General features: G+C 72.5%; 8 protein-coding genes. 5 read left to right on the top strand and 3 right to left on the bottom strand.

Annotation, left to right across the window (positions count from 1 at the left end):
• Positions 1 to 18 precede the first annotated feature (18 nt).
• Positions 19 to 393, top strand: coding sequence for a VOC family protein (locus LCN96_RS42425; protein WP_225268056.1), 375 nt, complete (start codon positions 19 to 21; stop codon positions 391 to 393).
• A gap of 75 nt (positions 394 to 468) precedes the next feature.
• Here the strand turns inward: LCN96_RS42425 and LCN96_RS42420 are convergent, their stop codons facing one another.
• Together LCN96_RS42420 and LCN96_RS42415 are read right to left on the bottom strand one after the other, a co-directional pair.
• Entirely contained in the window at positions 469 to 3522 is a 3054-nt protein-coding gene (locus LCN96_RS42420) for a glycoside hydrolase family 3 N-terminal domain-containing protein (protein ID WP_225268055.1), read from the bottom strand.
• Between the two features lie 220 nt (positions 3523 to 3742).
• Positions 3743 to 6235 (bottom strand): DNA gyrase/topoisomerase IV subunit A, encoded by a 2493-nt coding sequence (locus LCN96_RS42415; RefSeq protein WP_225268054.1) that lies wholly within the window; start codon positions 6233 to 6235, stop codon positions 3743 to 3745.
• Between the two features lie 401 nt (positions 6236 to 6636).
• Here LCN96_RS42415 and LCN96_RS42410 point away from each other — a divergent pair, with 401 nt between their 5' ends.
• Complete coding sequence (locus LCN96_RS42410) at positions 6637 to 7458, top strand: TauD/TfdA dioxygenase family protein (RefSeq protein ID WP_225268053.1); 822 nt, start codon at positions 6637 to 6639, stop codon at positions 7456 to 7458.
• A 105-nt stretch (positions 7459 to 7563) separates the two neighbouring features.
• Positions 7564 to 9678, top strand: a complete 2115-nt coding sequence (locus tag LCN96_RS42405) for a RecQ family ATP-dependent DNA helicase (RefSeq protein WP_225268052.1) — start codon at positions 7564 to 7566, stop codon at positions 9676 to 9678.
• 203 nt (positions 9679 to 9881) lie between these two features.
• On the opposite strand, the gene LCN96_RS42400 is transcribed toward LCN96_RS42405, so the two are convergent.
• The gene (locus LCN96_RS42400) at positions 9882 to 10775 is read right to left on the bottom strand and encodes a carbohydrate kinase family protein (protein ID WP_225268051.1); all 894 of its coding nucleotides are present in this window, start codon (positions 10773 to 10775) and stop codon (positions 9882 to 9884) included.
• Between the two features lie 181 nt (positions 10776 to 10956).
• Here LCN96_RS42400 and LCN96_RS42395 point away from each other — a divergent pair, with 181 nt between their 5' ends.
• Together LCN96_RS42395 and LCN96_RS42390 are read left to right on the top strand one after the other, a co-directional pair.
• On the top strand, positions 10957 to 13620 hold the full coding sequence (locus tag LCN96_RS42395) for a bifunctional acetate--CoA ligase family protein/GNAT family N-acetyltransferase (protein ID WP_225268050.1): 2664 nt from the start codon (positions 10957 to 10959) through the stop codon (positions 13618 to 13620).
• A 153-nt stretch (positions 13621 to 13773) separates the two neighbouring features.
• Positions 13774 to 14364 (top strand): DUF5998 family protein, encoded by a 591-nt coding sequence (locus tag LCN96_RS42390; protein WP_052422317.1) that lies wholly within the window; start codon positions 13774 to 13776, stop codon positions 14362 to 14364.
• Positions 14365 to 14557 lie beyond the last annotated feature (193 nt).

The following is a 14557-nucleotide window of genomic DNA, read 5'->3' as shown; positions in this document are numbered from 1 at the left end:
TGAGAGAGGCGGACAGCGATGGGCGGCATCGCCGAGTTCAGGACCGTAGTGCTGGATTGCCCTGATCCTCAGGGCCTGGGGGAGTTCTACTCCCGCCTGCTGGGCTGGCCGGTCACCTCGGTGGAGGACGACTGGGTGGTGGTCAGTGACGGGGGCTCGCCCAAGCGGCTCGCCTTCCAGCTCGCGCCGGACCACCAGCCGCCCGCCTGGCCGAGCGCCGACCGGCCGCAGCAGATCCACCTCGACGTCACGGTCACCGACCTGGACGAGGCCGAACGGCAGGTGCTGAAGATCGGCGCGACCAAGCATGACCACCAGCCCAGCGAGGACGACGACTTCCGGGTGTTCCTCGACCCGGCGGGGCACCCGTTCTGCCTCTGCCGGGACGTGTGAGGCTCCCGTTGCGGCGCCCCGGGCCGGGCGATAGGGGACTGCTCCCGGGCGGGGCGCCGCAACGGGGTCACGGCCTCAGCGGCCGGCCTGCACCAGGAGCTCCACCGCCCGGGTGAGGTCGCCGGAGGCCAGCTCGTGGTCGGCCGCGGCCTGCAGGTCGGGCCGCTTGCCCGCGCTCTGCGCGAGGTCCCTGGCCACCGAGACGACGGCGTCGCCCACCGCGTAGGCGTCGCTCTTCGAGCGTTCGAGCAGCGCCGCCGCCACGCCCACCGCGCCCAGGACCGCCCGCGTGTCGCGGACCGAGCCGTCGGCGCGCCAGTTGCGCCCCGCCAGGGCGAGCGTCAGCGTCGCGGCGGCGGCCCTGGACGGGCCGTCACCCCGGGCCAGCTCGTCCCGCGCGGCCTTGAGCCGGTCGCGGGCCCGGTCGGTGCGCAGCCCCCACCCGTACGGGAACAGCGGATCGTAGGAGGCGTCACCCACGTTGATCGGCACCTGCTCCACCGAGCGGAACCAGGTGAACGGCAGCCGCCCGGTGTACGGCACGGCCCCGAAGAGCGGATCGGCCACCCCGTCGCCCTCGGTGCCCGGCAGCCACGAGGCCACCACGGCCTCCACACCCGACAGGTCGCCCAGCGACATCGGCCGCCCGGACACCACCAGCACGGCGCACCTCATGGCCCCGCACACCCGGTCCACGGCGGCCCGGTCGGCCGCCGACAGCTCCAGCGTGCGCCCGGCGCGGCCCACGTCGCCCTGCCCCTCGGCGTACGGCGTCTCGCCCACGACCACGACGCCCACGTCGTGCCCGGCCAGATCGGCCGAGGCGTCACGCGAGTAGGTCACGGACGCGGCACGGGAGCGGACGGCCTGAAGGATCGTGGTGCCGGGCGTGATCGGCCCGGACGAGCCCTGCCAGGAGATCGTCCAGCCGCCGGACTGGTTGCCGATGTCGTCGGCGTTCGACCCCGCCACGTACACCTTGGCGTCGCGGCGCAGCGGCAGCAGCCCGCCGTCGTTCTTCAGCAGCACCTGCGACCTGGCGGCGGCCTCGCGGGCGACCGCGCGGTGCGCCGCCGAGCCCACGGCGTCGATGCGCGAGCGGTCGGCGTAGGGGCGCTCGAACAGCCCCAGCAGGAACTTCTGCGTCAGGATCCTGGCCACCGCGTCGTCCACCCGCGCCATCGCCACCCGCCCGGCCTCGATCTCGGCCTTCAGCGTGGTCGTGAACTGCGGGTACGCGTACGGCACCATGATCATGTCCAGGCCCGCGCCGACCGAGGTGCGCACGTCGGACGGGTAGTCGCCGGGGATCTGGTCGATCGCCTGCCAGTCGCTGATCACGAACCCCGCGAACCCGAGCCGCCCCTTCAGCGTGCCGTTGATCAGCTCGTCGTGCGCGTGCATCTTCAGCGGCCCATCGCCGAGGTCCACGCTGGAGAACGACGGCATCACGGTGGCCACGCCGCGCCGCACCGCCTCCTCGAACGGCGCCAGGTGGACGCGCTCCAGCTCCTGCCTGCCGACCCGGGTGACACCCTGGTCGATCGTGTAGTCGCCGGTGGTCGAGGAGCCGTAGGCGGTGCCGCCGTCGCCGACGTAGTGCTTGGCGGTGGCCAGCACCCCGTTGTCCTGCAGCCCGTCGATGACCGTGGCCATCCGGCTCACCAGCGCCGGGTCCTCGCCGAACGACTCGTACGCCCGGCCCCAGCGGTCGTCGCGCGACACGCACAGGCACGGCGCGAAGTTCCACGGGATGCCGGTGGCCTTGACCTCCCTGGCCGTGATCATGCCGGCCCGCTCGACCAGCTCGGGGTCACGGGCCGCGCCGAGGCCGACGTTGTGCGGGAAGATCGTCGCGCCGACCACGTTGTTGTGGCCGTGCACCGCGTCCACGCCGTAGATCAGCGGCACCTGCAGGCGGGTCCGCCGGGTCTGCAGCTGGTAGGCGTCGACCATGTCGGCCCAGGCCCGCGGGGTGTTCTGCGCGGGCGCCGAGCCGCCGCCCGACAGCAGGGAGCCCAGCAGGTACGTGGCGATGTCGCTCTGCTTGGCCAGCGCCGCGCGCTCGGCCTGCGTCATCTGGCCGATCTTCTCCTCCGGCGTCATGCGGCCCAGCAGGTCGGCGACGCGCTTGCGGACAGGCAGTCGGGCGTCCAGGTACGGCAGGCCGTGCGCGTTGATCACCACGACCGGCGGCTCGGCCGGCGGCCTGGTGCCCGCGCCCGACAGCTCGATCGGGACGGTCTCCGCCACCTCGCCCTGGCTGTCGCGCAGAGCCCTGACCGTGATCGTCCTGGTCGCGCCGGAGGCCGTGCCCGCGGGGAACGTCAGCGTGCCCCGCACCGGGGTGTAGTCGGTGCCCGGGGTCGCGGTGCCGGTGCCGGTCCGGTAGTCCACGGCCAGGTCGGTGGCGAGCGGCGTGCCGCCGGACGTGGTGATCGTGACGGCGATCTCGGCCTGGCCGTTCTCGTTCACCGGGTGGACCGGCCGGCTCGCCGACAGCCGTACGGGGCGCGGCGGCGCGGTGCCGTAGAGCTGGACCTCGTCCCAGATCAGCGTGCCCTGGGCGGTGGGCAGGCGCATGCCGTAGCCCCACATGGCCACCAGGTCCAGCTCGCCGTCCGTCGGCGCGCCGCCCGGCTGGTAGTCGGTGCGGCGGGTGAAGTCCGCGAACGGCACCTTGATCTGCCGCCAGCCCGCCGTGTCGTCGGTGAAGGAGGACTCGAACAGCTCCGCGGCGCCCGCGTTGCCGCCGCCGTCCTTGAGCTCGAAGAAGATCTTCTGTCCTGATCCGGTGCCGTTCACCCAGAAGGAGAAGCCCTCGTACGGGGACCAGTCCTGCGTGGCCGGCAGGTCGTGGGACCAGCCGCCCCACTGGCTGATGGCGTAGACGGATTTGAGCACCCGGTTCGTCGCGGGGGCGTCCGGGCGGGCGGGGTCGGGCTCGATCGTGAGTGCGGGGGTCGAGGCCGCGTCGTTGCCCCAGGCGTAGACGCCGGCGGGCACGCCGTCCGACTCGAAGTCGGTGATCGTGAGCGGTGCTGCCGCCGCGGGGGCGGGGGTGGTCGTGAGCAGGGGGGCCAGCAGGGCGACGGCCGCCACCCATAACGCGCGTCTGGGTCGGGACACGGTACCTCCAGAAGGGAGAGCGCTCTCTCAGGGGAGATCGCCGGAGGGCCGCGATTCATAACAGGGCAACTGTGGCCGAAGTGCGGCAAGCCGCCCCAGGCGAGTGCCTCGGGCGGCTTGTGCATGCGTGCTCGTACGGCGCCTGGTCGTGCGGCGCCTGGTCGTGCGGCGCCTGGTCGTGCGGCGTCGTGCGGCGTCTGCTCATCCAGCGGCGCGGGGCTCACTCGTCCGTCGAAGGAGCAGAGTCGCCCCGCGCCGGTTCGGGGCCGGAGCCGAGGGCGCCGCCGACGGCGCCGATCGTGTGCGTGAGCCGCACGCCCGACCCGTCCCTGCGGCCGACCTCCTCGGGCAGCGGCACCGGCTTGCCCACCGCCGAGACCGCCTTGGCGGGCGCCGGACCGGCCCAGGCCAGCAGCAGCTCGTCCTCGCCCTTCAGGAAGCGCTGCGCCCGCACCCCGCCGGTCGCCCGCCCCTTGGCGGGGAACTCGGCGTAGTCGGAAACCTTGCCGCCGCCCACCTGCGTGCCGGGCAGCGCCGTGGAGGAGCCGGCGACGGTGACCACCTGCGCCGGACGCTCGGGATCGACCACGCCGAACCAGATCACCCGGGAGCCGTCGTCGAGCCGGATGCCCGCCATGCCGCCCGCCGGGCGCCCCTGGGGCCGGACGAGCGAGGCGGAGTAACGCAGCAGCTGCGCGTCGGAGGAGATGAACACCAGATCGTGGGACTCCGACTCCAGCTCGACCGCGCCCACCACGGTGTCGCCGTCCTTCAAGGTGATCACTTCGAAGTCGTCGCGGTTGGCCGGGTAGTCGGGCACCACCCGCTTGACCACGCCCTGCGCCGTGCCCAGCGCCAGGCCGGGGCCGTCGGGGTCGAGGGAGCCGAGGCCGACCACCTTCTCGTCGGGCTGCAGCGACACGTACTCCGACACCGGGTGGCCGCCCGACAGCGACGGCGGGTTGGCCGAGGGTGGCAGGGTGGGCAGATCGACGACCTGGACGCGGATCAGCCGGCCCAGCGAGGTGATCACGCCGACCTCGCCGCGCACGGAGGTCCGTACGACGCTGAGCAGCACGTCGTGTGCGGCGCGCTCGCCCTCGGCGGGCAGCGGCGCGGCCTCGGAGGTGCGGGCCAGCAGGCCGGTGGAGGAGAGCATGGCCAGGCACGGGTCGTCGGCCACCTGCAGGTCGACCACGGGCGTGCGGGTGACGCCGGGCGCCTCCAGCAGCACCGTGCGGCGCGGCGTGCCGTACTTCTTGGCCACGTCGGCCAGCTCGCCCGAGACCACCTGGCGCAGCTTGGCCTCGGAGGAGAGGATCTCGGTGAGCTGGGCGATCTCCTCGCTCAGCGTCTCCTTCTCGCGGTCGAGCTCCAGCTTGTCGTAGCGGGTCAGGCGGCGCAGCGGCGTGTCGAGGATGTAGGCGGCCTGGATGTCGGTCAGGTCGAAGACGTCCATCAGGCGGGTGCGCGCCTGCGCCGAGTCGTCGGAGGAACGGATGACCTGGATGACCTCGTCGATGTTGAGCAGCGCGACGATCAGGCCGTCGACCAGGTGCAGGCGCTCCTCGCGCTTGCGCCGCCTGAACTCCGACCTGCGGCGCACGACCTCCAGGCGGTGGTCGACGTAGACCTGCAGCATCTCGCGCAGCCCGAGGGTGCGCGGCTCGCCGTCGACCAGGGCGACGTTGTTGATGCCGAAGGTCTCCTCCATCGGCGTCAGCCGGTAGAGCTCCTCCAGCACGGCCTCGGGGATGAAGCCGTTCTTGATCTCGATGACCAGCCGCAGGCCCTTGTGCCGGTCGGTGAGGTCCTTCAGGTCGGCGATGCCCTGGAGCTTCTTGCTGGTCACCAGCTCCTTGATCTTGGTGACCACGCGCTCGGGGCCGACGTTGTAGGGCAGCTCGGTGACGATGATGCCCTTGCGCCGCGGCGTGATCTGCTCGACCGTGCACTTGGCCCGCATGCGGAAGGTGCCGCGGCCCGTCTCGTACGCGTCGCGCACGCCCTGCAGCCCGATGATCGAGCCGCCGGTCGGCAGGTCGGGCCCGGGCACGAACCGCATCAGGTCGTCGAGCGTCGCGTCGGGCTTCTTGATGAGGTGGCGGGCGGCGGCCACGACCTCGACGAGGTTGTGCGGCGCCATGTTGGTGGCCATGCCCACCGCGATGCCGCTGGTGCCGTTGACCAGGAGGTTGGGGAACGCCGACGGCATGACCGTGGGCTCGGTCTCCTGGCCGTCGTAGTTGGGCTTGAAGTCGACGGTGTCCTCGTCGAGCGACTCGACCATGAGCATGGCCGCCGGGGCCAGCCTGGCCTCGGTGTAACGCATGGCGGCGGGCAGGTCGTCGGGCGAGCCGAAGTTGCCGTGGCCGTCGACCAGCGGCAGCCGCATCGAGAACGGCTGCGCCAGGCGGACCAGCGCGTCGTAGATGGCGCTGTCGCCGTGCGGGTGCAGCTTGCCCATGACGTCACCGACCACTCGGGACGACTTGACGTGGCCGCGGTCGGGGCGCAGGCCCATCTCGCTCATCGAGTACAGGATGCGCCGCTGCACGGGCTTGAGGCCGTCGCGCGCATCGGGCAGGGCGCGCTGATAGATCACTGAGTACGCGTACTCGAGGTAGCTCGCGCGCATCTCGGCGGAGACGTCGATGTCGACGATCCGCTCCTCGAAGTCCTCAGGCGGGGGTGCAGTCGTGCGTCGGGCCATCTTGTGCTGCGCGGCTGCCTCGGCCGTCGCGCCGAGGGGAAGCGCATCCTCCTTCTGTTCTCGTGCTGTAACCGTAGCCGTCAGCCCGCTTGCGAAGCGTCAGATCGGCGTGCGAGGCGTCGACGTAACCTGCCCCCGTCGCGGGGATCCGACGTGTGTGCCCCTGGAGATGATGGCACGAGCCGGGTCTTGCGTGGCATATCCAGGGCGACGCTCACGCAACGGTAACGATCTTTCCGCATGCGGTCGACAGGTGCGAGGAGAACGTCTTCGTCGGCATCGTACTCGAATTTTCGCAGATGTGTTCGAGCGGCGAGCCGGCCGCTTCCCGCGTCTTGACCAAGCAATTGCTTGGGTCGTACGTTCTGGACGAGGGATCCCACCTGTTCACCGGAGGCGTCATGATCGAGTTCCATCCCGTGACCAAGCACATCGGCGCCGAGGTCACCGGGGTCGATCTGCGCAAGCCGCTGTCGGAGGAAGAGGTCGCGACCCTGCGGGCGGGGTGGCTCGAGCACCTCGTGCTGTTCTTCCGCGACCAGCCCATCGACGACGACCAGCACCTGCAGTTCGCCCTGAACTTCGGCACGCTCAACCACCCCGCGTTCAAGAAGGACTCCAGCAGCCCCATCCACGTCCTCGACCAGACCTCGCCCAAGGGGGAGGGCGGCGACGAGTGGCACAGCGACAACACCTTCGAGCCGACCCCGCCCATGGGCTCCCTGCTGCGCTGTGTGCAACTGCCCAGCGTCGGCGGCGACACGTGCTGGGCGAACACGTACCTGGCCTACGAGACGCTGTCCAAGCCGATCCAGCGGCTGTGCGACGAGCTGAAGGCCGAGCACGACATCACGATGTCGATGAAGAAGGCGATCTCCAAGGGGCACCCGTTCGACCTGGCGGAGATCCAGGCCAAGTGGCCGCCGGTGGAGCGGCCCGTGGTGCGGGTGCACGCCGAGACCGGCCGCAAGGCGCTGTTCGTCAACCGGGCCTCCACCACGCGGCTGGTGGGGCTGAGCGACCGGGAGAACGAGGCGCTGCTGCCGTTCCTGATCGACCACATCCGCTCTCCCGAGTTCCAGCTGCGGCTGCGCTGGCGGCCGGGCACCCTGGCCTTCTGGGACAACCGCCCGACCCAGCACTACGCCGTCGCCGACTACACCGAACGCCGCCGCATGCACCGCGTCACGATCAACGCGTTCCCGGAGCATGCGGACAAATAGCTCCCACGGCTCGCGGTACGGGTGCGGCGCCCGGTTCCCGCGATCGCGGACCTGCCTGGCCGCGACGGGCGCGATCCGTCGGGTGAAGCTGGTAACAAAGGAGGCATGATTGATGCCCCCGATGCCGCGATGCTGCGGGAAGAGGCCGAAGAGCGCCTGCGGGCACTCGCCGGCGAGCACGCCCGGCTCCGTGACGACCAGTGGGCCGCCATCGAGGCGCTGGTGCTCGACCGGCGCAGGGTCCTCGTCGTGCAGCGGACCGGGTGGGGCAAGTCGGCCGTCTACTTCGTGGCCACCGCCCTGCTGCGCGAGCTGGGCGAGGGCCCCACCGTCATCGTCTCGCCGCTGCTCGCGCTCATGCGCAACCAGATCGCCGCCGCCGAGCGCGCCGGCATCAGAGCCGTCACGATCAACTCCGCCAACCCCGAGGCGTGGGAGGAGATCTACGGCCAGGTCGCCGAGGGCATGGTGGACGTGCTGCTGGTCAGCCCCGAGCGGCTGAACAACCCCGACTTCCGCGACAACGTGCTGCCCGAGCTGGCCGAGAGCGCCGGGCTGGTGGTGGTCGACGAGGCCCACTGCATCTCCGACTGGGGCCACGACTTCCGGCCCGACTACCGCAGGCTGTCCACGCTGTTCGCGGAGCTGCCGCCCGGCATCCCCGTGCTGGCCACCACCGCCACGGCCAACGCGCGTGTCACCCGCGACGTGGCCGAGCAGATGCGGCTGCCCCCCGAGCTGCGTTCCGAGGGCGACGACACGATGGTGCTGCGCGGGCCGCTGGAGCGCGAGAGCCTGCACCTGAGCGTCGTCCGGCTGCCCGGCGCCGAGCAGCGCCTGGCCTGGCTGGCCCAGACGCTGCGCGAGCTGCCCGGCTCCGGCATCGTCTACACCCTCACCGTCGCCGCCGCCCACGAGATCGCCGGCTACCTGCGCGAGCAGGGCCTGGAGGTGGCCGCCTACTCCGGCCAGACCGAGCCGGCCGAGCGGCTGGCGGCCGAGGAGGCGCTGCTCAACAACAAGATCAAGGCGCTGGTGGCGACGAGCGCGCTGGGCATGGGCTTCGACAAGCCCGATCTGGGTTTCGTGGTGCACGTCGGGGCGCCGCAGTCGCCGGTCGCCTACTACCAGCAGGTCGGCCGGGCCGGGCGCGGCGTCGAGCGGGCCGAGGTCATCCTGCTGCCCGGCACCGAGGACCGCGACATCTGGGCGTACTTCGCCTCGCTGGCCTTCCCGCCCGAGCCCGTCGTGCGCACCGTGATCCAGACGCTGGAGGAACGGGGCGTCATGTCCACCCCCGCCCTGGAGACCGCCGTCGACCTGAGCCGCAGCCGCCTGGAGATGATGCTCAAGGTCCTCGACGTGGACGGCGCCGTCCGCCGGGTCAAGGGCGGTTGGGAGGCCACCGGCGAGCCGTGGGCCTACGACACCGAGCGCTACCAGCGCATCGCCGCCGAGCGCCGGGCCGAGCAGGAGGCCATGCTGGCCTACCTGACCACGACCGAGTGCCGCGAGCAGTTCCTGCGCAGGCACCTCGACGACGACACCGCCACGCCGTGCGGGCGCTGCGACAACTGCACGGGGCGGCACCGCTCACCGGAGATCGCCGCGCAGGCCGTCGAGACCGCCCGCGAGCGGCTGAGCAGGCCCGGCGTCGAGATCGAGGCCCGCAAGCAGTGGCCGACCGGCATGCCCGACCTGTCCGGGCGGATCAAGCCCGAGCTGGGCGCCGAGCCCGGCAGGGCGCTCGGGCGGCTGACCGACATCGGGTGGGGCAACCGGCTGCGGGAGCTGTTCGCGGCGGAGGACGGGCCGATGCCGGACGACATGTTCGCGGCCGTGATCAAGGTGCTGGCCGCCTGGGACTGGCGCGAGCGGCCGGTCGCCGTGGTCAACGTGCCGTCCGCGTCGCGGCCCGCGCTGGTGCGCGGCTTCGCCGAGCGGCTGGCCCAGGTCGGGCGGCTGACCTACCTGGGGGAGCTGGGCTACCGCGCCGGTACGCCGGGCAAGCAGTTCAACAGCGCCAAGCGGGTGCAGGCGATCAGGGGCACCCTGGCCATGCCCAAGGACCTGGGCGCCGCCATCGCCCAGTGCGGCGGGCCCGTGCTGCTGGTCGACGACCGCGTGGACACCGGCTGGACGATGACGCTCGCCGCCGCCCAGATCCGCCACGCGGGCGCCCCGGCCGTCCTGCCCCTGGCCCTGGCCGTCACGAGCTGACGTGCAGGTCCGTCGCCGTGGCGCCGCGCAGCAGCAACGTGCGCGCCACGGCGTCGGCACCAGCACCGCCTCCTCGGCCACCCGCAAGGTGTCGGGGCCAGTCGGAAGTCGGATCACCGGAACGCGACGGGCGCACGCCGGGCATCGGGCTCCTCAACTGGGCGCTGAATCCGGACGCCTCGCCCCAACGCCGTCGAAGACGCCTAGAACGGCGGGCGCGCACCCAGATGCATGATCGCCTTGGCCGCCAGCCGGTTACCGGAGGACAGCGCCTCGGCCGGCGGCTTGCCCTCCAGCCAGGCGGGCAGGAAGCCGGCGCAGAACGCGTCGCCCGCGCCCGTACCGTCAACGATCTTGTCGACCGGGTCGGCGGCCACCCGCACGGGGTCGGGGCGGCCGTTGCTGAACCACAGCGCGCCCTCGGCGTTCATCTTGATCACGACCTGCGGGAACCACGCGGTCAGCACCTTGGCGGCGGCCTCGGCCTCGTCGCGGCCGGTCAGCACCTTGGCCTGGTCGATGTTGGCGAACAGCAGCTTGGCGCCGTTGGTCCACTCCAGGAACGGCTCGGCGCCGGTGCGCTCCAGCGGCGCGGAGGAGGCGCAGTCGACCGAGATCGACATCCCGGCGCGCCTGGCCATGTCGAGCGCCGCGAGCCCGGCGTCGCGCGAGCCCTCGTTGATCAGGGTGTAGCCCGACAGGTGCAGGTGCGCGCCCTGGGTGAACAGGTCGCGCGGCAGGTCCTCAGGGGACAGGGCGGCGTTGGCCCCGGGGTCGGAGAGCATGGTGCGCTCGCCCTTGTGGGTGACCAGCACGACGCAGGTGCCGGTCGGCCGCTCGGGGTCCATGACGAGCCGGGCGTCCACGCCGTAGCCCATCAGCTCCATGTCGCGGTTACGCCCGGTGATGTCGGCGCCCCTGCGGCCGATGAAGGCCACCTCGGCGCCCTCGACGGCCAGCCAGGAGGAGATGTTGGCCCCTGAGCCGCCGCCGTGCATGGTGACGATCGCCGGGGTGTCGCTCGCCCGGGCGAGCGCATAACGGGCGCGAGCGACCGCGTCGGTCATGAGATCGCCCACCACGACGACCCGCGTCATGATGTCACCACCTTGCTGCCTTCAGATCGAGCCTGGCCACGGCGAAACGCCACCGCAAAAGTAACAGGTTGCGGGCAGCCCGTGGGGCGTACCCCGGAGACCGGGCAGGAGTCGATGCACAAGCGTTGCCCAACAGGGCCCCTGGTCTTGGCATCTGGGATGCGGGTTTACAGTCGAGACTGTGGAGGCACAATATCCGGCTCACTGGGAGGCCGATGTCGTCCTGGCCGACGGCGGCACCGCGCACGTCCGCCCGATCCGGCCCGCCGACGCCGACCGCCTCCGTTCCTTCTACTCACGGCTGTCCGACGAGTCGATCTACTTCCGCTTCTTCGGGCCGCGGCCCCGCCTGTCCGACAGGGAGGTCGAGCGGTTCACGAACGTCGACTACGTCAACCGCGTCGCGCTGATCGCCACCATCGGCACCGAGATGGTGGCCGTCATCCGCTACGACCGCACGGGCCCCGGCGAGGCCGAGGTCGCCTTCCTCGTCGAGGACGCGCACCAGGGCAGGGGGGTGGCCTCCGTGCTGCTGGAGCACCTGGCGGCCACGGCGCGCGAGCGCGGCATCGAGCGGTTCGTCGCCGACGTGCTGCCCGCCAACATGCGCATGACCGGGCTGCTGCGCCAGGCCGGTTACACGGCCCAGAGCCAGTTCGAGGACGGCGTCGTCCGCATGACGCTCGACCTCACCCCGACCGACACCTCCACCGAGGTGACGATCGCCCGCGAGCACCGGGCCGAGTCCCGCTCCATCGCCCGGCTGCTCACCCCCGGCTCCGTCGCCGTCATCGGCGCCTCGCGCGAGCCGGGCGGCGTGGGCCAGACCGTGCTGCGCAACCTGCTGGCCGCCGACTTCACCGGCCCCGTCTACCCCGTGCACCGCGAGGTGCGGGCGGTGGCGGGCGTGCGCGCGTACCCGAGCGTGAGCGAGATCGACGGCGACGTCGATCTGGCCGTGGTCGCCGTGCCGGCCGAGGGCGTGCTCGACGTGGTCAAGGAGTGCGCGGAGAAGGGGGTGCACGGGCTGGTCGTGGTCTCCTCCGGGTTCGGCGAGACGGGCGAGCAGGGCCGCGCCAGGCAGGACGAGCTGGCCCGCATCGCCCGCTCCTACGGCCTGCGCGTCGTCGGCCCCAACTGCCTCGGCATCGCCAACACCGACCCGGCCGTCAAGCTCAACGCCACCCTCGCCGCCACCGTGCCGGGCAGGGGGAAGGTGGGCTTCTTCAGCCAGTCCGGCGCGCTCGGCACCGCCCTCCTGCAGCGGGTCGCGCAGCGCGGCATGGGCATCTCGTCGTTCGTCTCCGCGGGCAACAGGGCCGACGTCTCGGGCAACGACCTGCTGCAGTACTGGGAGGAGGACGACTCCACCGAGGTCATCCTGCTCTACCTGGAGTCGCTCGGAAACCCGCGCAAGTTCACCCGGCTGGCCAGGCGCATCGCGCGCAGCAAGCCCGTCGTGGTGGTCAAGAGCGGCGGCACCCCCTCCGGGCACTCGGCCGAGGAGCTGGGGCTGCCCGACTCGGCGATCAGCTCGCTGTTCGAGCAGGCGGGCCTGATCAGGGTCGACGACCTCATCCAGCTCTTCGACGTGGGGCAGCTGCTCGCCTACCAGCCGTTGCCCGCCGGTCCCCGCGTCGCCCTCGTGACGAACTCCGACGCGCTCGGCCTGCTGGCCGCGCACGCCTGCCGGGCCGCCGGCCTGGAGCCGCGCGCCCCGGTCAACCTCGGCCCCGCCGCGGGCGCCGCCGAGTACGGCCCCGCCCTCGCCGGCGAGCTGGCCTCGCCCGACGTGGACGCGGCCGTCGTGATCTACATGCCGCCCATCCCCGGTCGCGCCGAGGAGGTCGCCGACGAGCTGCTGCGGGTCTCGAAGGACTCCGGCAAGCCGGTGGTGGCGACGTTCCGCGGGCATCTGGGCATGCATCCTGCCCTGCGCGTGCCCGGCCCGTCCGCGCCCTCGCGCGGCTCCATCCCGTCGTACGCGGCGCCGGAGGAGGCCGTGCGGGCGCTGGCCCTCGTGGTCCGCTACGCCACGTGGCGGGCGCAGCCCTCGACGCCGCCGCAGGAGCTCGACGGCATCGACACCGTGCGCGCCAGGACCCTCGTCCAGGAGACGCTGTCGAGCAGCGAGCCCGACGCGGAGGCCGCGCCGGCCGGGTTCGCGCAGGCCGGGCCGCCGGTCGAGATCGACGCCGCCGAGCTGCTGTCCTGCTACGGCCTGACCGTCTGGCCCGCCGAGGTCGTGCGCTCCGCCGACGAGGCCGTGGCCGCCGCCGGGCGCCTCGGCTGGCCGGTGGTGGTCAAGGTGGCCGACCCCGGCGCCTCCCGCCGCGCGGGGACGGTCCGCCTGGGCCTCACGGGGCCCGAGACGGTGCGCAACGCCTACACCGAGTTCGCCGAGCTGTTCGGCGAGGGGGTGGAGCTGGCCGTCCAGCGCATGGCGCCGCAACCCGCCGTGCCCACCGTCGTCGGCGTCATCGAGGACCCGGCGTTCGGGCCGGTCGTCTCGTTCGGGCTGGGCGAGGTGACCGCGCGCCTGCTCCAGGACCAGGGCTTCCGCGTGGCGCCGCTGACCCGCGAGGACGCCTCCGCCCTCGTGCGCTCCGTACGGGCGGCGCCGCTGCTGTTCGGCGAGTACGGTTACCCGCCCGTGGCGGTGGACGCCCTGGAGGAGCTGCTCGTACGCGTCGGCCGGCTGGCCCACGACCTGCCGGAGGTGGCCCGCCTCGATCTCGACCAGGTGCTCGTGGGGGAGTCCGACGCGATGATCCTCGGCGCCCGCGCCATCCTGCGCACCCCGGCGGGCCCCCGCCTCGACGTCGGCCCCCGCCGCCTGTCCTGAACGCTTCGCGGGGCGGCTCCCGGCTCTGCTCAGAGCGGATCCGCCCACAGCGAATGACGTGACCCAAGTGCCGCTTGTTGCCCAGACAAAAGACGTTATAGAGCGTTATATCCGGCGGGTGAGTGCACTGCCCGGCCCTGGCAGGATGGAGCCATGAGGGAAACCCGAGTCTCAGCCGCGGGCCTGCGTGAAGCGATCGAGCGCAGCGGCTACTACCCCGACCTCGTCACCGATGCGGTCGAATCCGCGCTGGGCAAGGAGGCCGTGACCGCGTTCGTGGTCCACCACGAGGCGACCTTCGATCCCGCGATGGAGGTGCGCCGTCACGTCACCGTCCTGGTGCTGTCGGCGACGAGGCTGCTGGTCTGCCACACCGATGAGCACCCGGCGGTCGAGGGCGTCTCGGCGTCCCACGCCTCCACCACCACCGAGGCGGTCCGGCTGAGCCGCGTCCAGTCGGTGGCCGTCACCCGCGTCGTGCCCGACCCGGCCTCGTACGTGCCGGGCGTCCCTCCCACGGAGGTCACGCTCACGATCGGCTGGGGCGCCATCTCCCACGTCGACCTGGAGCCGGCGACGTGCGGCGACGAGAACTGCGAGGCCGACCACGGCTACACGGGGGCCATCACGGCCGACGACCTGTCGCTGCGGGTCAGCGAGGCCGCCGACGGCCCGGAGGCGGTCACCCACGTCCTCGCCTTCGCCAAGGCCCTCTCCGAAGCGACCGCCCGCGCCACGGCCTGACCCGCCCCATCGGCCCACGCTCAGGGCCCGCACCAGCACGGTCGCGAAGTCACGGCCCCGTCGGCACGGCCGCGTCGGCACGGCCCCGTCGGCCCCGCCGCGTCGGCACGGCCCCGTCGGCACGGCTTCGTCGGCACGCATGACGACGCGCCACTGCGGGGGCGCACACGGCGGCGCAGTGGCACGGCACGGC

The sequence above is a fragment of the Nonomuraea gerenzanensis genome, from assembly GCF_020215645.1.
Taxonomy (GTDB): Bacteria; Actinomycetota; Actinomycetes; order Streptosporangiales; family Streptosporangiaceae; genus Nonomuraea; species Nonomuraea gerenzanensis.
The sequence above is the reverse complement of the archived record's forward strand: the minus strand, read 5'-3'. Positions and strand labels throughout refer to the sequence as shown.